Source organism: Variovorax humicola (assembly GCF_037889915.1).
GTDB lineage: Bacteria > Pseudomonadota > Gammaproteobacteria > Burkholderiales > Burkholderiaceae_C > Variovorax > Variovorax humicola.
Genome location: NZ_JBBKZV010000007.1, coordinates 15,663 through 38,366 on the forward strand (window position 1 = coordinate 15,663; position 22,704 = coordinate 38,366).

A 22,704-nucleotide genomic window follows, 5' to 3' on the forward strand; every position below is an offset into this window, starting at 1 on the left:
TGACGTCGATCCGCCGCGCCTGCGCCTGCGCCTGCGCGTGCTGCCGCTGCAGCGGCCACGATCGGTCCGGCTTGTTGCAGCGCGATCGCGCGCCAAAACGCGCCGGCGAAGCGCTCGCTGTTGTGGACCGCCGTGCGCCTGCTCACCTCGACAACGACCGGTTTGCGTTTTCCGAAGACCAGCAGGCCCCTTTTCGGGCCGAGCTACGGTCCGCCGACGCGATTTCAAGACCCTCGGAACTTCTTGAAATCCCCCTCTTGAAATTGCCCCTCTAACAGTTATTTCGGTGACGTTCGGCAGGGTCAGCAAGAAACGGAGGACCTTCACATGACCATGGAAATACTCAGGCAATTGGCCGCGTCGCAGTTGCCGGTCACCTTTCGGACCCAGGACGAGATCGACCGCGTCATGATCCTGGAAGCCGCGGGGTTGATCGTCGCCAGGATGCCCCACAGTCCAGACAACTCGGCACCGTCATCGGCTCGTGAAACGGCGCAGGTTCTCGCGGTCACGCCAAAGGGGCGAGAGGTACTGGCGCGCAATGCGGACTTCCGCGACGAGCCACCCGTCGCAGGCGGTTGAGGGGGCGCCGCGAAGGTCAAGGGCGACACTCGCTGGCCGACTGAACACCTGAAAGCAAGCCATGCCGCCGACACCGCCCACTGTCTCCCTCGCCACGCAAGGGGCCGCCAGCCTTGTCACCCTCGATCGCCCCGAACGCCTCAACGCCATCGGCGCGCGCCTGCTGGAAGACCTGCACCTTGCACTGGTCGAAGCCCACGCAGACTCGAATACGCGGGTGATCGTCCTGACCGGCGCGGGCCGCGCCTTTTGCGCCGGTGACGACCTCAAGGAATTCGCCGAGCAGGCCGCCACGAGCGAATCCGTCGCCGCGATGGGCGCGCAGGTCCAGCAGATCACGCGCGACATCATCTTTGGACCCAAGCTCGTGATCGGCGCCGTCCACGGATATGCCGTGGGCGCAGGCTTCGAATGGGTGCTCAATTGCGACATGGTGGTTGCCGCCGACGATCTGGTTGCATTCTTTCCGGAGATGGCGCTTGGCCAGTTCGTGACGGGCGGGGTGACGCGCCTGCTGCCGCAGCTTGTCGGCTACCAACGGGCCGTGGAACTGATCGTGCTGGGAGAGCGGCTCGATGCGAGTGCCCTGCAACGTCTCGGGCTGGTCAATCGCGTCGTTCCGCGCGACGCAATGTTGTCGACTGCGTTGGAGCTGGCCGGCCAGGTAGCGGACCGCTCGCAGATGGCGACCTTGCAACTCAAGAAAGTGATGACGTCGCAGATGCGGGCACAACTGGACGCCGCGCTTGGACTGGAGGAGCAGGCAGCGATGGCGTGCTTCTCGAATCCCGACACCGCACAGCGCGTCGACGCGTTCGTGCGGCACAAACCCTGAGCGCGAGCCACAGGCCGCAGGGGCCTAACCAGGAAGCTTGAACAAGCTGGTCGCCTCGAGGTCCAGCACCACCACCCCATTCTGGTTGAACAGCTGCCAGCGCCAGTCAAGGATGCCAAGTGCCTTCCCGCTGCGCGACGTGCGCACGGCGACGACCTCCGCGACCAGGCTTAGTGCATCGCCCGGACGAACAGGCTTCGGCCACTTGACGTACTTGAGTCCTGGTGAAGCAAACGATTCGGAGCCCGCCAGTGCGGCTTGGGCAATCAGCCGCATGGCGATCGCGCAGGTGTGCCATCCGCTCGCGATCAACCCCTGGAACGGCCCCTCGCCGGCGGCGGCCGGATCGGTGTGAAACCACTGGGGATCCCAGCTTCGCGCGAACGACAGGACCTCTTCTTCCGTGACCTGGTGAGGGCCCGCCTCGATCAACTGGCCGACGTGGAATTCAGCGAACTTCATGCGCCCCGGATCGTAGGGCTCAATAGGTTTCGAGGTGCAGCCGGCCTTCGCTCTTCAAGCTGGCGCCAACGGTATCCCAGTCCAGGCCGGCTTCCGTCGCCACGTCGCGCAGGGCCAGCACCACGCCCTCCTCCATGCTCTTCAGGCCGCACACGTAGAAGTGCGACTGGCCGTCCTTCAGCAGTTCGGCGAGGTCGGCGGCGCGGGAGCGCATCGCGTCCTGCACATAGCGCTTGGGTTGCCCCGGCGTGCGCGAGAACGCAAAGTTGATGTCGATGAAATCCTTCGGCAGCGTCTGCAGCGGGCCGAAGTACGGCAGTTCCTGCTGCGTGCGCGCGCCGAAGAACAGCATCAGCTTGCCGCCTTCGAACTTGCCGCTCTTGCGCAGGCGCCGCCGCCATTCGGTCATGGCGCGCATCGGCGCGCTGCCGGTGCCGGTGCAAATCATGATGATGTGCGACCTGGGGTGGTTGGGCATCAGGAACGATGCGCCGAAGGGGCCGACGACCTGCACCTTGTCGCCCACCTTGAGGTCGCAAACGTAGTTGCTTGCGACGCCGCGCACGGGCTTGCCCTGGTAATCCGCGGTGACGCGCTTGACCGTCAGCGAGACGTTGTTGTAGCCCGGGCGTTCGCCGTTGCGCGGGCTGGCGACCGAGTATTGCCGTGCGAAGTGCGGCTTGCCGTTGGCATCCGTGCCGGGCGGAATGATGCCGAGCGACTGGCCTTCCAGCACCGGGAACGGCATCGAGCCGAAGTCGAGCACGATGTGGTGGGTCTGGTTCTCGAAGCCGGCTTCCGTGCAGTTGAAGTTGCCGACCACGGTCGCGGTCGTCGGCTTCTTGGGCGGATGCAGGTTGGTGTACGCATGCGCGGCGGACCAGGGTGGCGTCGTGGCGCCGTACTGGGCCGAATTGAACACCGGTTCGCCGGGTTCGGACGGCGGCTGGGGCGCCGCGCTGGGTGGCGGCATCTGCGGCTCGGCGTCCGCGGAGACGCCTTCGGCCTCCAACTGCTCGGGCGTCAGCTCGGCCGGAAGTTCGTCCCAGGTGAGTTGCTCTTCGATGGAGTACGCGCGCACCGCGGGCATGGTGCGCCAGTTGTCGATCGAGCCCGTGGGGCACGGCGAGATGCAGGCCATGCAACTGTTGCAGACGTCCGCGTTCACCACGTAGTTGCGGTCGTCGTGCGTGATGGCACCGACCGGGCAGGTGGCTTCGCAGGTGTTGCAGCGGATGCAGATCTCGGGGTCGATCAGGTGCTGCTTGATGACGTTGACTTCGACCATGTTCATCGTGTGTCTCCTTTACCCGCTCCTCTCCGGGAGAGGGGGCCGTTCTTCGATCAGCCGAAGCGGATGTACTCGAAATCGACCGGCTGGCGGTTGATGCCCATCACCGGCGGCGCGATCCAGCCGGCGAACTTGCCGGGCTCGACGACGCGTCCCATCAACGATGCCACGAATGCGAAGTCCTCGGGCGTCGGCAACCATTCGCTCTTCTTCGCGGCCCATTCCTGCTCGTTGACCACGCGGCCTTCGGGCGACATCTTGATGCCGGCCAGCGCGCCGATCTGGCGGTTGAAGGCCTTGTGCGGCACGACCAGGCGCGTCGGGATACCGGCCTTTTCGAGCACCTTGTTCCAGCGGCCGACGCCGGCGACGGAGTCCTTGATGAAGTCGTCGCGCAGCACTTCGTTGAGCGCGTTGAGCATCGGCACGTCTTTCTCGAGGAGCTGGCCGTCCTTCACCTCGAGCACCTTGTAGGTCTGGCCCTTGAGGATGTGGTCGTCGGTGCGCTTGCCTTCCTCGTAGCGGCCCTTCAGGCCCGAGCTGTAGAAGGTGGCCGCATTGCTCGACTGGTCGGCGCCGAACAGGTCGATGGTCACGCTGTAGTGGAAGTTCAGGTAGCGCTGGATCGTGCCGAGGTCGATGGCGCCGGCTGCGCGCACCTTCTGCGGGTCGTCGGTCTTCAGTTCGTTCATGACGGCCGCGGTGCGCGACAGCACGCGCGACACGCCGCTTTCGCCGACGAACATGTGGTGCGCCTCTTCGGTCAGCATGAACTTGGTCGTGCGTGCCAGCGGATCGAATGCGCTCTCCGCCAACGCCGACAGCTGGAACTTGCCGTCGCGGTCGGTGAAGTAGGTGAACATGAAGAAGGCCAGCCAGTCCGGCGTCTTCTCGTTGAAGGCGCCGAGGATGCGCGGGTTGTCCTGGTCGCCCGACTGGCGCTGCAGCAGCGCTTCGGCCTCCTCCCGGCCGTCGCGGCCGAAGTGCTTGTGCAGCAGGTAGACCATGGCCCACAGGTGGCGGCCCTCTTCCACGTTGATCTGGAACAGGTTGCGCATGTCGTACATGCTGGGCGCGGTGAGGCCCAGATGGCGCTGCTGCTCGACCGAAGCCGGCTCGGTGTCGCCCTGCGTGACGATGATGCGGCGCAGGTTGGCGCGGTGCTCGCCGGGCACGTCCTGCCAGGCCTTCTCGCCCTTGTGGTCGCCGAAATGGACTTCGCGGTTGGCATCGCCCGGGTTCAGGAAGATGCCCCAGCGGTAGTCGCGCATCTTGACGTGGCCGAACTGGGCCCAGCCTTGCGGATCGACGCTCACCGCCGTGCGCAGGTACACGTCGTAGTTGGTCGAGCCGTCCGGGCCGACGTCGTCCCACCAATGGATGAAGTTGGGCTGCCAGCCTTCGAGCGCGCGCTGCAGCGTGCGGTCTTCGCCGAGGTTGACGTTGTTGGGAATCTTCTCGCTGTAGTTGATCGTGCTCATCGCTGGCCCTTTGGGAAGTGGTTTCCGGACGTTATGACTGTTGGCTCAGACGCGGTTCAGGTCGAAGCCGGCCTTCTCGCCGGTGCCGTAGACCTTGAGCGCGCCCTTTTCGCCGACCGCGTTGGGGCGGTTGAAGATCCAGTTCTGCCAGGCGGTGAGCCTGCCGAAGATGCGGGTGTTCATGTTCTCGCGCTGGGCGAAGCGCAGGTTGGCTTCGAGGCCGGTCAGCGAGTCGGGCGACATGGCGGCGCGCTCTTCGAGTGCGATGCGGATTTCGTCGGCCCAGTCGATGTCGTCGGGGGCGGCGGTGACGAGGCCGAGCTTGAGTGCCTCGTCGGCATCGAGTTCGCGGCCGATCGCGGAGCGCGCGGCGGCGAGCGGCGCCTCTTCCTCGTAGAACCGACGTTGCAGGCGGCTTTGGTCATTGACCATCGGCAGCTTGCCGAAGTTGACTTCGTTCAGGGACAACTTTGGCGCGTGTTCCGGATCGTCGGGCAGCGCGAGCATGTAGGCACGGTCGGCGGCAAAGGCCAGTTCGGCCAGGCTGCCCGCGAAGCAGGAGTCGGAGTCGATCAACGCGAACAGGCTGCGCGACGACACGTCCAGGCGCGCCATCGTCCGACGCAGCAGGCCGATGGTTTCGCGCACGAACCAGTGGCTTTCGTTGGCCAGCATCGTCGCGTCGCTGGCCAGCACTGCCGCCGGATCGCCCTTGGTCTTGAGCACCCAGGTGCCGATGTCGAGTTCGTTGGTACGCATACAGAGGATCGCGTCGTCGAGTTCGCGCGCCATCGCGAACGGCCACCACGAACCGCCTGCGGCCTCGATGCCGGCGATGTCTGTCGGCTGCGCGCCGGCCGGCGCATGGATGGTGAAGGTTGCGGTGCGCCCTGCCCGATCGATCTCGACCTGCACATGCTTGTAGCGCAGACCGTTCTCGCCGTCTTCGCGCTCGATGCGGGTCAGGGCCACGCCCCTGGCGCCCGTGCCGGCTTGCGGACGAATGCTCTTCTCGCCCAACTCGACCGCACGCTGCTGCACCGTGGCCGCGAATTGCGCAGGCTTGACCACCTTGTCGACCAGCCGCCAGTCGACCGCACGCTGCCCGCGCACGCCTTCGACGCTGGTGCAGAAGATGTCGGCCAGGTCGTGGCGCACATGGCGCTTGTCGGTCACGCGCGTCAGGCCGCCGGTTCCGGGCAGCACGCCCAGCAGCGGCACCTCGGGCAGCGAGACCGACGACGAGCGGTCGTCCACCAGGTAGATCTCGTCGCAGGCCAATGCCAGTTCGTAACCGCCGCCGGCACAAGCGCCATTCACCGCCGCCAGGAACTTGATGCCCGAATGCTTCGACGTGTCTTCGATGCCGTTGCGCGTTTCGTTCGTGAACTTGCAGAAGTTCACCTTCCAGCTGTGGCTCGACACACCCAGCATGAAGATGTTGGCGCCCGAACAGAAGATGCGGTCCTTGGCGCTGGTGACGATGACGGAGCGCACTTCCGGATGCTCGAAGCGCACGCGGTTCAGCGCGTCGTTGAGTTCGATGTCCACGCCCAGGTCGTAGCTGTTGAGCTTGAGCTTGTAGCCGGGGCGGATGCCGCCGTCTTCGGCAATGTCCAGGGTCAGACGCGCCACGGCGCCCTCGACGCCGAGCTTCCAGTGGCGGTATTGGGTCGGGTCGGTGCGGTAGTCCACGGAAGCCGGCGCGGTAGCGGTTTCAGTCATTTCGAGGTCTCCTGGGGCGATGAATATAGGAATAATAATGCAGAAAACGGATTGAATCTTCCGCCATGACATGCATCATTATGCATGTTTTGTGGCAGGTCAATGTTTGCATCGATTTATTACAAATTTGGCGACCGTGAAGGCTCAGGCAGGTTCGGACAGGCTCTCGCGGACAGCGGCGCGCAAGGCCTGGAAGCTTTGCGCGAGGTCGCGGCCCGATGTGTCGACGGTGAGATCGGCCTTGGAATAGAAAGCGGCGCGGCCGGTCAGGATGCGGCGCAAGTCGTCCATCGCCTCCTTGCTGGCCGCCATGGGACGGGTATCGCCCTGGGCAGCGACACGGCCCATGTGCTCCTCGGGCGCGGCCTGCAGCCACACGGTGAGGCAATGGGCCAGCAACTCGTTGAAGGTGGCCGGGTCGGAGACGATGCCGCCGGGTGTGGCAATCACCACCTCGCCGTAGATCTGCACCGCTTCCTCCAGCGCGCGCCGTTCGTAGCGGCGGTAGGCATTGGTGCCATAGAGGTCGTGGATCTCGCGCACGCTGCAGCCGGCGATCTTCTCGATCTCGCGGCTCAGTTCGATGAATGGCACTTCCAGATCGTCCGCCAGCATCTGGCCGAGCGTGGACTTGCCGGCGCCGCGCAAGCCGATCAATGCAATCCGCCGGCTGCGTGCCGGATCGCTGGAAGGCGAATCCAGCAGTTCGCTCAATGCGATGCGCGCGCGCCGCAAATCCGCTTCGCCGCGCCGCTCCAGCAACTCGCGGATCAGCAGCCATTCCGGGGAACGGGTCGTCACATCGCCGAGCAACTCCGCAAGCGAACACTGCAGCGCGGTGGACACCTGCTGCAGCACCAGGATCGACGCGTTGCCGGTGCCGTATTCCAGGTTCGCAAGGTGACGCTCGGAGACGCCCGCACTCAATGCGACTGCCTTGCGGGTCAGGCCCCGGCGCGCGCGCAGGTTGCGCACGCGCTCGCCCAGGGCCACCAGCAACGGGTTCTTCATTTCTTCCTCGGCGACGCTCACGGCCACGTCGGCTCGCTCATTCATATGAATCCTTCCTTCCTGGATGGCATCTCGGGGTTAACACCATGGATGCACTATATTGCTTGACAGCGTTTGAGTGCCTGCGTATCGTTTCTCACAGGCAAGATACTGCACATGGCGACTTACCGCAAGCTCGCCACAAGTCTCCACACCCCAGAAGACCCTCCAACGATGTCCAAAGAATCCTTTCACCAACTAGTCGCCAGCCTCTCGGCCGAGATTGCCGGCCGGCCACTCGACCAGGAACTCGACGGGTGGCTCAACGCCCACCATGGCGCCGGAACGCCGAGCTTCGAAGGCTTGAAGCAAGCCTGCATCGAAGGCGTAGCACAGGGCTGGTTGTGCGACCGCGAAGGCGGCGGCATCCGTTACGGGCGAGTCTTCAAGCCGGAGGATGCGTTGCAGCGCTTTTCCGTCGACGTGGTCGACATGCAGGACATTGCCGGCCCGCACCACAGCCATCCTCACGGCGAGATCGATCTCATCATGCCGCTCGAAGGCGATGCGACCTTCGACGAGCGGCCCGCCGGCTGGTGCGTCTATCCACCCGGCAGCGCGCACTGCCCGACCGTTGCATCGGGCCGCGCGCTGGTTCTCTATCTGCTGCCGGAAGGCCAGATCCAGTTCACCAGGTGACGCATTGCCTGAGGAAGAAGCACAACGAAGCCGAGGAGACAAACGCAATGGCCTTGCCCCAGACCTTCAACTTCGCGGAGCACCTGTTCGCGCTCAACCGGGGCCGCGCGCAGAAAGTCGCCTATGTCGACGACCACGGCGCGATGACTTACGGCGAGTTGGAAGACCGCGCCCGGCGTTTTGCGTCGGCATTGCTCGGCGCAGGCATCCGGCGGGATGACCGCGTGCTGCTGCTCCAGCTTGACAGCAATGACTGGCCAGTGAGCTTTCTCGGCTGCCTTTATGCGGGCATCGTGCCGGTCGCGGTCAACACGATGCTCACCGCCGACGACTACGCCTACATGCTCGACCACAGCGGGGCCAAGGCCGCGCTGGTGTCGGGCGCGTTGCTCGGCATGCTGCAGCAGGCGATGGCGAAGGGGCCGAACCAGGTCGGGCAGTTGTTCGTGTCGCATCCAGCGGGCGAACTGCCGCCCGGCGCGGTGAGCATCGGCGCAGCCATCGCTGCTTCCACGCCGCTGGCCGAGCCCGCCGCGACCGCGCCGCAGGACCACGCCTTCTGGCTCTACTCCTCCGGCTCGACCGGGCGGCCCAAGGGCACCGTGCACACGCATGCCAACCCGTGGTGGACGGCGGAACTGTTCGGCAAGCCGGTGCTTGGGCTGAAGGAGGACGACGTCTGCTTTTCCGCGGCGAAGCTGTACTTCGCCTACGGCCTGGGCAACGCCCTCACCTTTCCGCTGTCGGTCGGCGCGACCGTGGTGCTCATGGCCGAGCGGCCGACGCCGGATGCCACGTTCAAGCGCTGGACTGCGAATGACATCAAGCCGACCGTCTTCTTCGGCGCACCCACCGGCTTCGCGGGCATGCTGGCGTCGCCTGCCCTGCCGGCGCGGGACAAGGTTGCGTTGCGCATGTGCTCGTCCGCCGGCGAGGCGCTGCCGGGTGAAATCGCGCAGCGCTTCAAGTCGCACTTCGGCTGCGAGATCATCGACGGCATCGGCTCGACCGAGATGCTTCACGTCTTCATTTCAAACCGTCCGGGCGACATTCGCTACGGCACCACCGGCAAGCCCGTTGCCGGCTACGAAATCGAACTGCGCGGCGAAGACGGCAAGCCGGTGGCCGTCGGCGAGGTCGGTGACCTCTTCATCAAGGGCCCGAGCGCCGCGCTGATGTACTGGGGCAACCCCGAGAAAACGCGCGACACCTTCCGGGAAGGCTGGACCCGCAGCGGCGACAAGTACTCGCGCGACGCCGACGGCTACTACACCTACGCCGGGCGCAGCGACGACATGCTGAAGGTCAGCGGCATCTATGTCTCGCCATTCGAGGTCGAGTCGACGCTGATGCTGCACCCGGCCGTGCTCGAGGCCGCGGTGATCGGCAAGGAAGACGCGGACGGGCTGACCAAGACCAAGGCGTACGTGGTGCTGAAGGCCGGGCAGTCGGCGAGCGACGACGAACTCAAGGCCTTCGTGAAGGAACGGCTTGCGCCATACAAGTACCCGCGCTTCATCGAATTCATCGAGGAATTGCCGAAGACGGCGACCGGGAAGATCCAGCGCTTCCGGCTGCGGGACCGGGAGAAGCAGGCTTGACCGAATTCGCCGGCATCCGCTGGCGGGAGCGTGAGGTGTGCATCGAATACGTGCGCATTGCACCCGGGCGCACCGACGCGCCGCTGGTCGTCTTCCTGCACGAAGGCCTGGGTTCGGTTGCGATGTGGAAGGATTTTCCGCAGCAACTGTGCGATGCCGGCGGCTTTCGCGGACTGGTGTTCTCACGCCCCGCATATGGACGATCGACGCCGCGCGACGAAGACGAACGCTGGGATATCGACTTCATGCATCGCCAGGCTTATGAAGTGCTGCCGGCGTTCTTCGAAGCGATCGGCCTTCACGAAAAGCCCTGGCTCTTCGGCCACAGCGACGGCGGCTCCATCGCCCTGCTCTACGCCGCGCGCTTCCCGGACAAGGTGGCCGGCATCGTGGTTGTCGCGCCGCACATCTTCGTGGAAGACGTGACGGTCGCCAACATCGAGGAAGCGCGCACGGCCTACGAGACCACCGACCTGCCGCAACGGCTCGGCAAGTACCACGACAGCGCCGATTCGGCCTTCTGGGGCTGGAACCGCATCTGGCTGCATCCGCCCTTCCGCCAATGGAACATCGAAGCCGAACTTGCCGGCATTCGCTGCCCGGTGCTCGCCATCCAGGGCATCGACGACGAATACGGCACGCTGGAACAGATCCGCGGCATTGCCCGCCGCGCGCCGCAAACGCAACGGGTCGAGTTGGCCGACTGCGGGCATTCCCCACACCGCGATCAGCCGGAACAGGCAATAGTCTCGGCAGTTACGTTCATTGACCAGAATCGGAGCCCCAAACCATGAGTCATCGCATCGCTCGCACCACCCTCACCGCGCTCGCATTGGCCTGCATTGCCACGCTCGGCCATGCCCAGCAAGGCAAGCTGAAGGTCGGCCTCATGCTGCCCTACAGCGGCACCTACACGGCGCTCGGCGTGGCCATCGAGAACGGCTTCAGGCTGCACGTCGATGAACTCGGCGGCAAGCTCGCCGGCCGCGAGATCGAATACGTCAAGGTCGACGACGAGTCCGACCCGGCCAAGGCCACCGACAACGTCAACAAGCTCATCAAGCGCGACAACGTCGACGTGATCATCGGCACCGTGCATTCGGGCGTTGCCATGGCCATGGCGAAGGCCGCCAAGGAAAGCGGCACCGTCCTGATCGTGCCCAACGCGGGCGCCGACGCCGTGACCGGCCCGATGTGCGCGCCGAACATCTTCCGCAGTTCGTTCTCGAACTGGCAACCGGCGTTTGCGATGGGCGAAGTCGCGGCCAAGCAGGGCAAGAAGCGCGCGATGACCATCACCTGGAAATACGCTGCGGGCGACGAGTCGGTGGCCGGGTTCAAGGAAGGCTTCGAAAAAGGCGGCGGCAAGGTCATCAAGGACCTGACGGTGCCCTTCCCCAACGTGGAATTCCAGGCGCTGCTGACCGAGATCGCGGCGGCCAAGCCCGATGCCGTCTATGCCTTCTATGCCGGCGGCGGCGCGGTGAAGTTCGTCAAGGATTACGCGGCGGCCGGCCTCAACAAGACGATCCCGCTGTACGGCCCGGGCTTCCTCACCGACGGCACGCTCGACGCGCAAGGCGATGCGGCGCAAGGCATGCTGACCACGCTGCACTACGCGGATGGCCTGAACACCGCGCGCGACACCAGCTTCCGCACGGCCTACGCCACCAAGTTCAAGCTGCAGCCCGACGTGTATGCGGTGCAGGGCTACGACGCGGCGCAAATGCTGGCCATCGGCATGAACGCGGTGAAGGGCGACCTGAGCAAGAAGGCCGAGTTCGCCGGCGCCATCGAAAAGGCGAAGATCGACAGCCCGCGGGGCCCTTTCACCGTGAGCAAGTCGCACAACCCGGTGCAGGATTTCTACCTGCGCAAGGTTGAAGGCAAGGAGAACAAGCTGGTGAATGTCGCCGTGAAGGGCCTGAGCGACCCCGGCCGCGGCTGCAAGCTGTAGGTATTGCTCGCCCCCAGGCTCCGCGATACTGCGTATCGCTCCTCCCACCCCCTTGCAACGCCAGCGGCCCGGCAAAGCCGGTTCCGCGGCGTTTCACGAATGAATGCGTATACGGAAGTGCCCGGTGGATATTGGAACTTTCCTCGTTCAGTGCCTGAACGCCGTTCAATACGGCCTGCTGCTGTTTCTTGTCGCCTCGGGTCTGACGCTGATCTTCGGGATCATGGGCGTCATCAACCTGGCGCACGGCAGCTTCTACATGATCGGCGCCTACATGGCGTTTGCGCTGTCGCCGCTGTTCGGCGACCAGTTCATCGTGATGCTGGTGGCCGGCGTGGTGCTGGCGGCGGTGTTCGGCTACCTGCTCGAATGGGCATTCTTCAGCTACCTCTACCAGCGTGACCACCTGCAGCAGGTGCTGATGACCTATGGGCTCATCCTGGTGTTCGAGGAATTGCGCTCGATCCTCATCGGCAACGACGTGCATGGCGTAAAGGTGCCGCCCTGGCTGGACGGCAGCTTCGCGCTTGGCGACCTCATGAGCTACCCGTGGTACCGGCTCTTCGCCTCGGCTGCGTGCATCGTGCTCGCGATCGGGCTCTACTGGGTGGTGAACCGGACGCGGCTCGGCATGATGGTGCGGGCCGGCGCAAGCAACCGCGACATGGTGCGCGGGCTGGGTATCGACATCCGAAGGCTGTACCGCATCGTGTTCGCGGCCGGCGTGGCGCTCGCGGCGCTGGCCGGCATGATCGCGGCGCCGATGTCGTCGGTGTACCCGGGCATGGGCGCGAGCGTGCTGATCATCTGCTTCGTTGTGGTGGTGATCGGCGGCATCGGCTCGATCACCGGCGCGCTGGTTGCATCGCTGCTCGTAGGGTTCGTCGACACCTTCGGCAAGGTGTTCTTCGCCGAGTTGAGCGGCATGGGTGTGTACGTGCTGATGGCCATCGTGCTGATCTGGCGCCCCGAAGGCCTGATGGGAAAAAGATGACTCACCCCCAAGCTGCGCGCACTTCGTGTCGCTTCGCCATCCCCCTCGCCGGGGGCAACACCAGCGGCCCGGCAAAGCTGGTTCCGCGGTGTTTCCCGAACTTGCCCAGTGCGCACCGAACGATATGAAAAACCTGCTGTCGAACAGCCTGCCCCTGGCCTGCGCGCTCATCCTCGCGCTGCTCGGGCCGATGATGAGCCCGTACGTCTCGGACTTCATCGTCAAGGTGATGATCCTCTCGATCTTCGCGTTGAGCCTCGAACTGCTGGTCGGCATGACGGGGCTGGTGAGCCTGGGACATGCGGCGTTCTACGGCATCGGCGCGTATGCCACCGTGCTCGGCTCGGGCAAGGAAGGCGGCTCGATCTCGACGCTGCTGCCGTTGGCGATGGGTTGCGCCGCGGCGTATGCGCTGGTCGTCGGCGCGCTCAGCCTGCGTACGCGCGGCGTGTACTTCATCATGGTCACGCTGGCGTTCGCGCAAATGGCTTTCTTCGTGTTCCACGACACCAAGGTCGGGGGTGGCAGCGACGGCGTCTACATGTACATCCGGCCGGTCCTCGGCTCGATCGACCTGGACAACAGGTATGCGCAGTTCTATGCGGTGCTGGCCGCGCTGGTCTTCACGTATGGCTTGCTGGCACTGATCCGCCGCTCGCGCTTCGGTGCCGCCCTGGCGGGCATCCGCGTCAACGAACAGCGCATGCGCGCGGCCGGGTTTCCGGTGTATGGCTACAAGCTTGCGGCCTTCGTGATCGCGGGCGCACTGGCCGGGCTGGCCGGCTTCCTCGTGGCCTCGCGCGACGGCGTGGTCAACCCCGAGCTTCTGGCCTGGCACAACTCGGGCGAGGTGCTGCTGATGATCATTCTTGGCGGACTCGGCCATCTGCGCGGCGCAGTGATCGGCGCAGTGGCGTTCACGCTGCTGAAGGAATTCCTGTCGACACAGGCATTCGTCGGACCGCTGGCGGACCATTGGCAATTGACGCTCGGCATCGCGATCATCGCGTTCGTCGCATTGCTGCCGAAGGGCATCATCGGCATTGCTTCGCGCTTCTCACCGAGGGGAGCGACATGAGCACCGCACGGCCGCCCGAAGGTGCTCGGACCGCAGTGCGCAGCACGGAGGTTTTCCAATTCACCGCACGGCCGCCCGAAGGTGCTCGCACCGCAGTGCGCAGCGCGGAGGTTTTCGAATTCACCGCACGGCCGCCCGAAGGTGCGCGCGACGCAGTGCGCAGCACGGAGGTTATTCAATGAACGCACTGCTCGGCGTCGAGAAACTGACGCGCCGCTTCGGCGGGCTTGTGGCCGTGAACGCGGTGAACATCGATTTGCACCAGGGCGAAGTGCATGCGGTCATCGGCACCAATGGCGCGGGCAAGTCGACGCTGATCAACATGCTCTCCGGCGAAATCGCCGCATCCGAGGGCTGCATCAAGCTGGAAGGCGAGGAAATCACGACGCGCGCCCAATCGCGCCGGGCGCGCGACGGCGTCGGACGCAGCTACCAGCGCACGACGATCTTTCCGGAGTTTTCCGTGCACGAAAACTGCCGCCTGTCGGCGCAGGCGGCGGCGCCGAAGCCCTGGGCCATCTGGGAAGCCTCGCGACGCTGCGCCACCAGCAATGCAGCCGCCGAGGAAGCACTGGCCGCCGCCGGCCTGTCAGCCGACGCGCAGCGCATTGCCGGCACGCTGAGCCATGGCGCCAAGCGGCAGCTCGAAGTGGCGATGTGCCTGGCCACGCGGCCGCGTGTGCTGCTGCTGGACGAACCGCTCGCCGGCATGGGCGCCGAGGAAACCGAACGCATGCTGGCGCTGCTCACGCAGTTGAAGGCATCGCATGCGATCCTGCTGGTGGAGCACGACATGGACGCGGTATTTCGCATCGCGGACCGCATCACGGTGATGGTCAACGGCACCGTCATCGCAACCGGCGATCCGGACTCGATCCGCAACAACGTCGAAGTCAGAACCGCTTACCTGGGCGAGGAATAGGATGAAACACCCCCGAAGCGCCTGCGGCGCCTCCCCCTCGAGGGGGCGCACCCAGCGGCCCGGCGAAGCCGGTTCCCCGGGTGCCCACGAACAGACCTCGCCATGCTCGTCCTGGTTTCAAGCGTCGCGCAAGACGCTCCAGCGTCATGGAGCACTGACATGACTTGCCCCTGCGCTCATCACTTTGTCTTCGTATATCGCTGTCTCCGAAGGGGGGCCTCAGTGCCCTTCGGGCGGCCGGGCGGGCACTGACATGCTCCAGGTCCAAGGCATCAACACCTACTACGGCGACAGCCACATCCTGCGCGGCGTCGATGTCGAGCTGCCGGCATCGATATCCGTCGGCCTTCTCGGACGCAACGGCATGGGCAAGACCACGCTGATCCGCACGCTGATGGGCTATGTGCGCCCGGCTTCGGGCCACGTGAAGCTCGACGGTCAGGACGTGACCGGCTGGGCGCCGGAGAAGATGGCGCGGCGTGGCATTGGCTACGTGCCCGAAGGCCGGGGCATCTTTCCGAATCTCTCGGTCAAGGAGAACCTCTTGATGAGCGCACGCCCCGGCATCGACGGCCAGCGTGCATGGACCTTCGAGCGCGTGATGGCGACGTTTCCGCGCCTCACCGAACGGCTCTCGCACGGCGGCCAGCAACTCTCGGGCGGAGAGCAGCAGATGCTGTCGATCGGCCGCGCGTTGATGACGAACCCGCGCCTGCTGATCCTCGACGAGGCCACCGAAGGCCTGGCGCCGCTGATCGTGGCGGAGATCTGGCGCGTGATCGCCGACATCCGCACGACCGGCATCGCAACGCTCATCGTCGACCGCGATTGGCGCAAGGTGCTTGCGCACACCGATCGCGCCGTCGTCATGGAAAAGGGCCGGATCGTGCTGGCCTCTGAATCGGGCGCACTGGCTGCCTCGCCCGAAGCCTTGTCGGCACTGCTCGGCGTCTGACGATGCGCCCGGCGCGAGCGAGGCCGCCTTTCGCCTCAAAAGCTCAGGAAGCTGGCTGCGCGCGGAAGGCGCCCGGATAGCTGGGCGATCCGGGGTGCGCAGGTTGAGCGTCAACGGCGGCCTCGATCGGCGTGGCCTCCAGGGCCTCGAGTTGCTCAATTCCCGTGGGGGTCAGGCGCAACAGCGAGCGCGGGCTGTTTTCGTCGATGGGCGTGCCGAGTTCATAGTCGACCCATTCGGCCCAACCCTCGTCGAGCAGCCTCTGGCTGGCATTCGGCGAGATCCCATTTCCTCGTTGGGCATCGAGCAATGCCCGCTTGAGATCGGAGGGTGACATCAGCATCGGAGTCTGGTTAAAAAACCAGTGGTTGGTTGGATGTAAGAAATTGTATGTACCAAGCGCGCAAGGACAATACATCTTTCGCTCTACATGTAGATAGGCTGGGGCAAGCTGGTGCGCCGCATTTGTCAGCCAATTACTACCCGAAATGTCGGCACTGGCCGTTGAAAGCCCTTCAGCATCAGGTCCCCCGCGGGCTCCGCGCCCAACCGTCCGTCGAGCGCGCCCACCACGCGCCGCGACATCAGGATCTCGCCGCCCGCGGCTTCGCCACAGAGGCGCGCAGCGAGATTGGTCACGGTGCCGATGGCGCCGTAGTCGATGCGACCGGGAAAGCCGATGCCGCCGATGGTGGCGAAGCCCTGCGCTATGCCAATGCCCATCGTCAGGTCGTAGCCGCGCCGCTTCCATTCGGCGCTGAGCGCCGCAACCTCCTGCTGCATGGCCTGCGCCATCTGCACGGCGCGCAGGCCGGGGTCGGGGATCGGCACAGGGTCGTTGAAAAACACCATCATCCCGTCGCCCGAAAAGCGCTCCAGCGTGCCTTCATAGTGCAGGATCAACCGGCCCATGGCGGCGTGGTATTCGCCCAGCACGCCCATCACTTCCTCCGGCTCGGCGGTCTCGGTGAAGGCGGTGAACCCGCGCAGGTCGAGGAACACGACGGTGATCTCGCGGCGATGGCTCTTCAGCGGATCGTCGGCGCCGCCGGCAACGATCAGTTCGGCCAGTTGCGGCGAGAAGAAGCGCTTCAGCCGTCCCAGGTTTTCCAGCTCGCGCACACCTGAAGCAACCCGCTCCTCCAACTGCCGATTCCACTGCGCCAGTTCAGCGCTCTGTCGCTGCACTTCGTCGTACAGATGCTTGATGCGCAACAGCGAGCGCACGCGCGCCAGCAATTCGGCCTGGCTGACAGGCTTGGTCAGGAAGTCGTCGGCGCCGGCGTCGAGGCCCTTGATGCGCTCCTTGTCGGGGTCGAGCGCCGTCACCAGCACCACCGGCAGCATCGCGTGCGCCGGATCCGCGCGGATCGCCGTGCACACCTCGTAGCCGCTCATGCCGGGCATCATCACGTCGAGCAACACGAGGTCGGGCTTCTCGGTGGCCAGCAACGCAAGCGCCTGCGGGCCGGACAACGCAGTGACCACGTCAAAGCCCTTCACCGTCAGGATGTCGGCGAGCAGCTTGACGTTCACCGGAACGTCATCGACGACGAGTATCTTGGAAGCTGTGGCGTTCACTGCGTCTGCCTCCCCGGACCCAGAAACCGCTTCACGGTCGCGCGGAAATGCTTCAGGTCGATCGGCTTGGTGATGAAGGCATCGAAGCCCGAGTTGATGACCTTCTGCTGCTCGTCCGGCATGACGGATGCGGACACGGCAAGGATCGGGATGGCGTCGAGCGCGCGCTCGGAGCGGATGCGGCGCAACGCCTCGGCACCGTCGAAGTCGGGCAACTGGATGTCCATGAGGATCAGGTCCGGCACCTTTTCGGTCGCGAGTCGCACGCCCTCGGCACCAGTGGCCGCCTCCAGCGTGGCATGGCCTTCGAACTGGAGAATGTCGCGCACGAGCTTCATGTTCTTTTCGTTGTCTTCGACGATCAATATGGTGGACATGAGGAAACCTCCATGCTGCGCACTGTGGTGCCGGCGCCTGCCGCATTCAAGCTCCACGAGGGGGCTGACACCGGATGTCTCATTGGTTGACCTCCGTGCTTCGCACCGCGGTGCCGAGCGCCTTCGGGCGGCCGGGCGGAATCATCTGAAAACCTCCGTGCTTCGCACTGCGGTGCCGAGCACCTTCGGGCGGCCGGGCGGAGTCATCTGAAAACCTCCGTGCTTCGCACTGCGGTGCCGAGCACCTTCGGGCGGCCGGGCGGAAATCATCTGAAAACCTCCGTGCTTCGCACTGCGGTGCCGAGCACCTTCGGGCGGCCGGGCGGTGCTCATGAGGTCGCCTCCAGCACCCGTTCAGGAAGGACAAACGCAAAGGTCGATCCCTGGCCCGGCGCGCTTTCAAGGCGCATCGTTCCGCCGTGCAACTCGACGAAGCGTTTGGCCAGGGCCAGGCCGAGGCCGGTGCCTTCGGCCTTGCGCAGGTATTCGCCGGTGGCCTGCCGGAACTCCTCGAACACCAGCGACTGCTGCTCGGGGGCAATGCCCACGCCGGTGTCGACGACGGCGATTTCCACCGCATGCTCGAGTTTGCGCGCGCGCAGCGTCACGCAGCCGCCTGCGGGCGTGAACTTGACCGCGTTCGACAGCAGGTTGATGAGCACCTGCTTGAGCTTGCGCTGGTCGGCCACCCAGTCGCCGAGGCCTTCGTCGACGTCGAGCGTCAACGTCAGCCCCTGTCGCAGCGCGCGCTCGCGCACGAGCGTCAGGCTGTTGTCGAACAGCACCGGCAGGTTGATCGACGACAGGTCCAGTTCCATGCGGCCGGCCTCGATCTTGGAGAGATCGAGGATGTCGTTGATGAGTGACAAAAGGTGGTGGCCCGAGGAGTTGATGTCGCTCAGGTACTCCAGTTGCTTGTCGTTGAGGTCGCCGAACATCTTTTCCGACAAGACCTCGGAAAAGCCAATGATGGCGTTGAGCGGCGTGCGCAATTCGTGCGACATGTTGGCGAGGAACTCCGACTTGTGCTGGTTGGCCTGCTCGAGCTCGCGGCTCGTGGTCCGGATCTCGTGGATCAGGCGCGCATTGCGGATGGCGATCACCGCCTGATCGGCAAAGGTCAGCAGCATTGCCGTCTCCTTGGCACTGAACGGCTCGCGCGTGTGGCGGCCGACCAGGATCGTGCCGATGCGCCCTTCTTCCGCCAGCATCGGCACCATCGCGAGCGACTTGCAGCCGACGATCTCGCAGCCGTGCCGAAGCGTTTCGGACATGCCGGCCGCGCTGGCAACGTCGGGAAAATGCGTGACCTTGCGCACCAGCAATTCGCTCTGCCCGCGCATCGACGCATTGGCCGGCGTCGGGTACAGCGCTTCGAGCGCTTCGCGGTGCGGCCCGGCGTAGGCGGCGAGGTGCCAGGCGTTGTCGCTTCCAAGGCGGTCGATCACGACGTGCGAGTTGTCGAACAAGCGCTCGCAGCTCAGCAGGATGCTGTCGAACACGGGCTGCGCATCAGCCACCGACCGACCGATGACGCTCAGTACCTCCGCGGATGCGCGTTGCTGCTCCAGCGCCTCGCGGGTGTCGTTGAACAGCCGCGCGTTCTGGATCGCGATGACCGACTGGTCGGCGAAGGTCTTCAACAGCGCGACGTCCTTTTCCGAGAACGGCCCCGGCGCGGGCCGGCCGATGAAGATCACGCCGATGGCACGCCCCTCCCAGAGCAACGGCGCCAGCACCACCGAGCGCGTAGCGACCGACGCACTGCTGCGCCGCACGAAGTGAGGCACATCGGGCGCATCGACGTCGGGGTATTGCACGACGCGGCGCTGGAGGATCGCCTGGCCCGATCCCGATTCGGCCGTCAACGGCACGGGAAAGGTGCTTGCGAACGCGTCGCGGTCAGCCGTGCCGTGCTGCGCCGCGAGATGCACGAGCCCGTCGTCGCCCGCCATCGAAATTCCCATGTGCACCGCTCCGAACAAGCGCTCGCAACTGCGCAGCACCGCATCGAAAACCGGCTGCGCATCGGTCGGCGATTCGCTGATCACGCGCAGGATCTCGCTGGTCGCCGTCTGGTAGGCGAGCGACACCGTGAGCTCGCTGGTGCGCTCGTCGACCATGCGCTCCAGCCCCGCGTACGAGGCACGCAAGTCGTCTCCCATCTGGTTGAACTGCGCGGCCAGGCTTTCCAGTTCGTCTCCGGTCCTGACGTCGATGCGATGCTCGAGATCGCCTGCGCCGAGCCTCGCGGCGCCTTCCTGCAGCGCCTGGATCGGACGCACCAGCGCGCGCGCGAGGAAGAAGCTCAAGGCCGTTGCCACCAGCAGGCCCGCCAGCAGCAACAGGCCGGTGCGCAGGATCGTCGCGTAAAGCGGCGCATAAGCCTCGGCCCGCGGCGACTCGACGAACACGGTCCAGCCAAGGGTCGGAATGCGCGCATGCGCTGCGAACACTTCGGCACCCGACAGGTCGCGCGCCACCGGCTGCGCGTTGCCCTCCGGTGCATCGCGCGCTGCGACTTGCGGCAATGCACTGAGGTCGCTCTTCTTCAACACCAGGCTGATGTCCGGGTGCGCGATCAGCGTGCCGCCCGAATCCACCACGTATGCCAGGCCAGCCTTGCCGATCTTGATCCGCGAGACCACGTCCCAGACGAACTTCAGGTTCACCTCCGCCGCGGTCACGCCACCGCCGCTGCCGGCGGGGCGCGCGATCGTCATGTAGGGCTCGGTGCCCTTGAGGAAATAGACCGGGCCGTAGTACGCCTTGCCGGCGGCAGCCCCGGTGAAGCGCGGGTCGCGGGACATGTCGGCGCCGGTCGTGGTCGAGTCCATCTGCAGCCGCGAGACGCGCAGTTGTTCGAGGCCGGCGGGATCCATCCAGACCACCTCGGTGATGGCCGGGGTCTGGCGCAGCAGCTTGAGGTATTCGATGCGCCGCTGCTCGAGCGGGTCGCCGCCGGATTCGATGCGCGGCAACGCGGTCCAGCTCAACTGATGCTCGATGTCGAGCATGTATTGCTCGATGCGCGTGGCCGCACCCTGCGCTTTTTCGAATTGCAGTGCGACGAGTTGCGCGCGCGTTTCCCGGTAGGAGAAGTAGATGCTGATGGCGCCGCTCACGACCAGCACGCCGGCCACCACGGCGATGATCAACGTCGCGTATTTGGGGAACAGGCGCCAGTGCGCGGCGGCCCCCGGGTTAGCCCCGACGCTCGGCGATTCAGGTGTTCGTTGCGCCGCCACGAAGGTGTTCGCTTGCTTGGCGCGGCCCGGCGCTGCGCTCATGAGGCGAGCTCCGTGCTTCGCACTACGGTGCGAGCTATTTCGGGCGGCCGGGCGGAGGTCATTCGATCACCCTCTCGGCGCGCACCAGCACCGACTGCGCAATTGCCTGCGCCGACGCCGTGCGCACAGCGGCCAGCAGGGCCACCACACGTGGTGATCAGAGAGAACTGGCGCTTGTTCACTCGCCCGGATGCTACGCCGGTGGCGACTTTTCGCAAGGTACGCCACGTTGTGGTGCAAAGGAGCCGTCAGCGAAGCGACGCACGGCCTACATCGTTTGAACAGACCCAATACGCAACGATCGCACACATGGGGGCTTGACCCACAGCCCCGTGCCCTCGAAGAATGTGTTTGTGCGTCGGCTTATCCAGTTGTTCGTCTACCCTGCAAAGGAGTTCGCAATGTTCAACCTGTTTTCCGGACCCAAGCAACACATACGGCGTGCCGTCGTGCTGCTGGAAGAGGCACACATGGCGCGCCTGGAACACCAGGCCGCCGCGGAACATCACAGCGCGCTGGCCAAGATGTATGCCGAACGGGCGAAGCGACTCGAACGCGAGATCCAGCAGACCCAACTGGCCGCCGCCTCATCGGGTACGCTCAGCGAAGTCAGCGTGATCGAGCAGCCTGCGCTCTATGCGCTGAACGGCAAGCGGGCAAGCTAGAACAACGAGCTGGCGAACTGATCTGGGTCCGGCCTCGTCTCGCCACACGGGCGAGGCTTGTGCAACGCGGGGTGACGTGCTTCGAACGACGGGGTCGAGCGAGAGCATCTCGGCGAAACCCCGGGCATCCCTCCTCCAAACGCAAACGGTGCGGGAAAGCCCGAAGGCTCGCCCGCACCGATCATGGTGCAACAGGCCGGCTGCCTTGCGAGGCAGCCGGTCTTGCGTCAGCGGCCCAAGGCCATCGAAGTGATGCTCTGCGTCGTGTGAGTCGAACCCGCCGGTGCAAGCGCGCCTGCGGCGTGGGTATTAGGTGAAAACCCTCGTCGTGGCCGCGAGACAGTGCGGACCGGACTCAGCCGATGCCTACAACACGATGTGCGCTTTGCCTTAGGGGCGTTCTTGATTCGGCGTACACACAGGCGCCTTCAGAAGCCGGACGCTGCTCTCCACGGGGTTCGAAGTGGCCTCGACGAAAGGGCCCGATATGAACCCGCTCCTGCAACTCCAACTGGATGTCGCCTTCGCTGAACGCGCGGCAAGGTACGTGACCTACGCCTATGCGCAGGAGCGCCTGGCGCGCTCTTTTGCGGCGGAACTGGGCGGAAACGGCGATGGGCCGTCAGAAAAGGATTTCGAGCAACTGGCGACGGCCCTGACTCTTTCCCGCAATGCGGACATCGCCTACCTCGCCCTGTTGAACCAGGCGGTGCGCGAGTTGATCGCGGACGTAAAGGGCCCGCCGGTCCGGCCAACCACGAAATGGGGCGGCTGGCTCCCAGTCAAGGATCGCTGAGCCCGGCCAACTGGCCTATTGCACTACCTGCGTCCAGCCGGTCGGGCAGTACTGGATTTGCGGGTAGTAGCCCGGCGGGTTCTGACAGTACAGGTACACCGGCTGCGCGGCCGGATAGCCGACCGGCGCGTAGTTGTAGTAGCCATAGGCGAGCGGAAAAGCCCCGCCCACGACCACGACGCCGCGCCTGAAAGGAAACGGGCGGACCACCGGAAAGAACCCATGGTTGAAGTGCGGCCCGACGCCTGCATGCATGCCTCCGGCAAATCCGTGCCCTCCTCCGTGTCCTCCTCCGCGCCCTCCGTTGTTGGCAAGGCTCGCGACGGGTACGGCGGCCGCGGCGGCAGCAAGAATGACCAAGGTCAACAGTTTCTTCACGATGACCTCCAGGAGGATGAAGAAGATTCGTTCGACCTCCGATTG

The 22,704-nt window shown here is 65.2% G+C and carries 22 protein-coding genes; 12 read left to right on the forward strand and 10 right to left on the reverse strand.

The features are described 5' to 3' along the window. Window positions 1–327 precede the first annotated feature (327 nt). Window positions 328–582, forward strand: coding sequence for a hypothetical protein (locus WKW80_RS14130; RefSeq protein ID WP_340364204.1), 255 nt, complete (start codon window positions 328–330; stop codon window positions 580–582). 61 nt (window positions 583–643) lie between these two features. Beyond that, entirely contained in the window at window positions 644–1,417 is a 774-nt protein-coding gene (locus WKW80_RS14135) for an enoyl-CoA hydratase/isomerase family protein (RefSeq protein ID WP_340364205.1), read from the forward strand. Between the two features lie 24 nt (window positions 1,418–1,441). On the opposite strand, the gene WKW80_RS14140 is transcribed toward WKW80_RS14135, so the two are convergent. From WKW80_RS14140 to WKW80_RS14160, 5 genes are all read right to left on the reverse strand, one after another. Next, on the reverse strand, window positions 1,442–1,879 hold the full coding sequence (locus tag WKW80_RS14140) for a MaoC family dehydratase (RefSeq protein WP_340364206.1): 438 nt from the start codon (window positions 1,877–1,879) through the stop codon (window positions 1,442–1,444). A gap of 19 nt (window positions 1,880–1,898) precedes the next feature. After that, the gene (gene boxA, locus WKW80_RS14145) at window positions 1,899–3,173 is read right to left on the reverse strand and encodes a benzoyl-CoA 2,3-epoxidase subunit BoxA (RefSeq protein ID WP_340364207.1); all 1,275 of its coding nucleotides are present in this window, start codon (window positions 3,171–3,173) and stop codon (window positions 1,899–1,901) included. A 50-nt stretch (window positions 3,174–3,223) separates the two neighbouring features. Then, window positions 3,224–4,651 carry a benzoyl-CoA 2,3-epoxidase subunit BoxB gene (boxB, locus tag WKW80_RS14150; protein ID WP_340364208.1) on the reverse strand — a complete coding sequence of 476 codons (1,428 nt, stop codon included), beginning with the start codon at window positions 4,649–4,651 and terminating at the stop codon, window positions 3,224–3,226. Window positions 4,652–4,696: 45 nt separating this feature from the next. Further along, complete coding sequence (gene boxC, locus WKW80_RS14155) at window positions 4,697–6,376, reverse strand: 2,3-epoxybenzoyl-CoA dihydrolase (protein ID WP_340364209.1); 1,680 nt, start codon at window positions 6,374–6,376, stop codon at window positions 4,697–4,699. Window positions 6,377–6,520: 144 nt separating this feature from the next. Continuing rightward, window positions 6,521–7,432, reverse strand: coding sequence for a helix-turn-helix transcriptional regulator (locus tag WKW80_RS14160; protein ID WP_340364210.1), 912 nt, complete (start codon window positions 7,430–7,432; stop codon window positions 6,521–6,523). Between the two features lie 168 nt (window positions 7,433–7,600). On the opposite strand from WKW80_RS14160, the gene WKW80_RS14165 reads away from it, so the two are divergent. The 8 genes from WKW80_RS14165 to WKW80_RS14200 all read left to right on the forward strand — a co-directional run bounded on the left by WKW80_RS14165 (window position 7,601) and on the right by WKW80_RS14200 (window position 15,572). After that, a complete protein-coding gene (locus WKW80_RS14165; RefSeq protein WP_340364211.1) occupies window positions 7,601–8,065 on the forward strand; it encodes a 4-hydroxylaminobenzoate lyase in 465 nt (154 codons plus the stop codon). 47 nt (window positions 8,066–8,112) lie between these two features. After that, window positions 8,113–9,666: a benzoate-CoA ligase family protein gene (locus WKW80_RS14170; RefSeq protein WP_340364212.1), complete on the forward strand. Its 1,554-nt coding sequence runs from the start codon at window positions 8,113–8,115 to the stop codon at window positions 9,664–9,666. Continuing rightward, on the forward strand, window positions 9,663–10,460 hold the full coding sequence (locus tag WKW80_RS14175; protein WP_340364213.1) for an alpha/beta fold hydrolase: 798 nt from the start codon (window positions 9,663–9,665) through the stop codon (window positions 10,458–10,460). Before WKW80_RS14170 ends, WKW80_RS14175 begins: the two co-directional genes overlap by 4 nt. Beyond that, entirely contained in the window at window positions 10,457–11,623 is a 1,167-nt protein-coding gene (locus tag WKW80_RS14180) for an ABC transporter substrate-binding protein (protein ID WP_340364214.1), read from the forward strand. Before WKW80_RS14175 ends, WKW80_RS14180 begins: the two co-directional genes overlap by 4 nt. 124 nt (window positions 11,624–11,747) lie before the next feature. Beyond that, complete coding sequence (locus WKW80_RS14185; RefSeq protein WP_340364215.1) at window positions 11,748–12,617, forward strand: branched-chain amino acid ABC transporter permease; 870 nt, start codon at window positions 11,748–11,750, stop codon at window positions 12,615–12,617. Between the two features lie 124 nt (window positions 12,618–12,741). After that, window positions 12,742–13,695 carry a branched-chain amino acid ABC transporter permease gene (locus tag WKW80_RS14190; protein WP_340364216.1) on the forward strand — a complete coding sequence of 318 codons (954 nt, stop codon included), beginning with the start codon at window positions 12,742–12,744 and terminating at the stop codon, window positions 13,693–13,695. Between the two features lie 178 nt (window positions 13,696–13,873). Beyond that, on the forward strand, window positions 13,874–14,617 hold the full coding sequence (locus WKW80_RS14195; RefSeq protein ID WP_340364217.1) for an ABC transporter ATP-binding protein: 744 nt from the start codon (window positions 13,874–13,876) through the stop codon (window positions 14,615–14,617). Between the two features lie 253 nt (window positions 14,618–14,870). Then, window positions 14,871–15,572 carry an ABC transporter ATP-binding protein gene (locus WKW80_RS14200; RefSeq protein WP_340364218.1) on the forward strand — a complete coding sequence of 234 codons (702 nt, stop codon included), beginning with the start codon at window positions 14,871–14,873 and terminating at the stop codon, window positions 15,570–15,572. 43 nt (window positions 15,573–15,615) lie between these two features. On the opposite strand, the gene WKW80_RS14205 is transcribed toward WKW80_RS14200, so the two are convergent. The 4 genes from WKW80_RS14205 to WKW80_RS14220 form a co-directional block, all read right to left on the reverse strand. Next, window positions 15,616–15,915 carry a hypothetical protein gene (locus WKW80_RS14205; RefSeq protein ID WP_340364219.1) on the reverse strand — a complete coding sequence of 100 codons (300 nt, stop codon included), beginning with the start codon at window positions 15,913–15,915 and terminating at the stop codon, window positions 15,616–15,618. Window positions 15,916–16,040: 125 nt separating this feature from the next. After that, window positions 16,041–17,153, reverse strand: coding sequence for an adenylate/guanylate cyclase domain-containing protein (locus WKW80_RS14210; protein WP_340364220.1), 1,113 nt, complete (start codon window positions 17,151–17,153; stop codon window positions 16,041–16,043). Continuing rightward, window positions 17,150–17,530 (reverse strand): response regulator, encoded by a 381-nt coding sequence (locus tag WKW80_RS14215; RefSeq protein WP_340364221.1) that lies wholly within the window; start codon window positions 17,528–17,530, stop codon window positions 17,150–17,152. Before WKW80_RS14215 ends, WKW80_RS14210 begins: the two co-directional genes overlap by 4 nt. A gap of 329 nt (window positions 17,531–17,859) precedes the next feature. After that, window positions 17,860–20,820, reverse strand: coding sequence for an ATP-binding protein (locus tag WKW80_RS14220; protein WP_340364222.1), 2,961 nt, complete (start codon window positions 20,818–20,820; stop codon window positions 17,860–17,862). 401 nt (window positions 20,821–21,221) lie between these two features. Between WKW80_RS14220 and WKW80_RS14225 the strand changes: the two genes are divergently transcribed. Further along, complete coding sequence (locus tag WKW80_RS14225; protein WP_340364223.1) at window positions 21,222–21,485, forward strand: hypothetical protein; 264 nt, start codon at window positions 21,222–21,224, stop codon at window positions 21,483–21,485. A 487-nt stretch (window positions 21,486–21,972) separates the two neighbouring features. Next, the gene (locus WKW80_RS14230; RefSeq protein WP_340364224.1) at window positions 21,973–22,281 is read left to right on the forward strand and encodes a hypothetical protein; all 309 of its coding nucleotides are present in this window, start codon (window positions 21,973–21,975) and stop codon (window positions 22,279–22,281) included. A gap of 15 nt (window positions 22,282–22,296) precedes the next feature. On the opposite strand, the gene WKW80_RS14235 is transcribed toward WKW80_RS14230, so the two are convergent. Beyond that, window positions 22,297–22,659 (reverse strand): hypothetical protein, encoded by a 363-nt coding sequence (locus tag WKW80_RS14235; protein ID WP_340364225.1) that lies wholly within the window; start codon window positions 22,657–22,659, stop codon window positions 22,297–22,299. Window positions 22,660–22,704 lie beyond the last annotated feature (45 nt).

Coding starts and splice junctions, on each gene's coding strand:
- WKW80_RS14205 (WP_340364219.1), bottom strand. CDS start 15,915: ATGCTGATGTCACCCTCCGATCTCAAGCGGGCATTGCTCGATGCCCAA.
- WKW80_RS14170 (WP_340364212.1), top strand. CDS start 8,113: ATGGCCTTGCCCCAGACCTTCAACTTCGCGGAGCACCTGTTCGCGCTC.
- WKW80_RS14200 (WP_340364218.1), top strand. CDS start 14,871: ATGCTCCAGGTCCAAGGCATCAACACCTACTACGGCGACAGCCACATC.
- WKW80_RS14215 (WP_340364221.1), bottom strand. CDS start 17,530: ATGTCCACCATATTGATCGTCGAAGACAACGAAAAGAACATGAAGCTC.
- WKW80_RS14180 (WP_340364214.1), top strand. CDS start 10,457: ATGAGTCATCGCATCGCTCGCACCACCCTCACCGCGCTCGCATTGGCC.
- WKW80_RS14165 (WP_340364211.1), top strand. CDS start 7,601: ATGTCCAAAGAATCCTTTCACCAACTAGTCGCCAGCCTCTCGGCCGAG.
- WKW80_RS14230 (WP_340364224.1), top strand. CDS start 21,973: ATGAACCCGCTCCTGCAACTCCAACTGGATGTCGCCTTCGCTGAACGC.
- boxA (WP_340364207.1), bottom strand. CDS start 3,173: ATGAACATGGTCGAAGTCAACGTCATCAAGCAGCACCTGATCGACCCC.
- WKW80_RS14190 (WP_340364216.1), top strand. CDS start 12,742: ATGAAAAACCTGCTGTCGAACAGCCTGCCCCTGGCCTGCGCGCTCATC.
- WKW80_RS14130 (WP_340364204.1), top strand. CDS start 328: ATGACCATGGAAATACTCAGGCAATTGGCCGCGTCGCAGTTGCCGGTC.
- WKW80_RS14160 (WP_340364210.1), bottom strand. CDS start 7,432: ATGAATGAGCGAGCCGACGTGGCCGTGAGCGTCGCCGAGGAAGAAATG.
- WKW80_RS14220 (WP_340364222.1), bottom strand. CDS start 20,820: ATGAGCGCAGCGCCGGGCCGCGCCAAGCAAGCGAACACCTTCGTGGCG.
- boxC (WP_340364209.1), bottom strand. CDS start 6,376: ATGACTGAAACCGCTACCGCGCCGGCTTCCGTGGACTACCGCACCGAC.
- WKW80_RS14195 (WP_340364217.1), top strand. CDS start 13,874: ATGAACGCACTGCTCGGCGTCGAGAAACTGACGCGCCGCTTCGGCGGG.
- WKW80_RS14135 (WP_340364205.1), top strand. CDS start 644: ATGCCGCCGACACCGCCCACTGTCTCCCTCGCCACGCAAGGGGCCGCC.
- WKW80_RS14140 (WP_340364206.1), bottom strand. CDS start 1,879: ATGAAGTTCGCTGAATTCCACGTCGGCCAGTTGATCGAGGCGGGCCCT.
- WKW80_RS14225 (WP_340364223.1), top strand. CDS start 21,222: ATGTTCAACCTGTTTTCCGGACCCAAGCAACACATACGGCGTGCCGTC.
- boxB (WP_340364208.1), bottom strand. CDS start 4,651: ATGAGCACGATCAACTACAGCGAGAAGATTCCCAACAACGTCAACCTC.